Consider the following 452-nt stretch of genomic DNA (forward strand, 5'->3'; position numbering starts at 1 on the left):
TTATGGCCGATCCGCTCGAACGCATCGAGCGCCATATCGAGGTCTTCGCGCGTGTGCGTCGACATGACGCTCAGTCGCAGGCGCTGTCCGTCCTTCTGCACCGCCGGAAATTCAATCGAGTTCAGGAAAATACCCGCGTCGTCGAACTCCCGGCAGATTTCGCGGATATTCACTTCTTCCGGAATCCGCACCGGAATGATCGACGCCTCACGGAACGTCCTGAAACCGAGCGCGCTCAGGCCCGCCTCCAGATACGCCGCATTCTCCCGCAGGCGCGTGATCCGCTCCGGTTCGCGCTCGATGACTTCCATCCCGCCCAACACCCCCGCCACGGTCGTCAGCGGCAGATGCGCCGAGAACATGTGCGCGCGCGAGCAGAAGCGCAGGTAATCGATCACCTCGCGGTCCCCGCTCAGGAAGCCGCCGGTCATGCCGAATGCCTTGCTGAACGA

The 452-nt window shown here is 62.8% G+C and carries 1 protein-coding gene; it reads right to left on the reverse strand.

The genetic code is table 11. The features are described from left to right. Positions 1-452, reverse strand: a 452-nt coding sequence (locus U5782_RS41345) for an aminotransferase class I/II-fold pyridoxal phosphate-dependent enzyme (RefSeq protein WP_322049636.1), incomplete at both ends; no start/stop codon positions are given.

It is taken from the genome of Paraburkholderia sp. J67 (genome assembly GCF_905220265.1).
Lineage (GTDB): Bacteria > Pseudomonadota > Gammaproteobacteria > Burkholderiales > Burkholderiaceae > Paraburkholderia.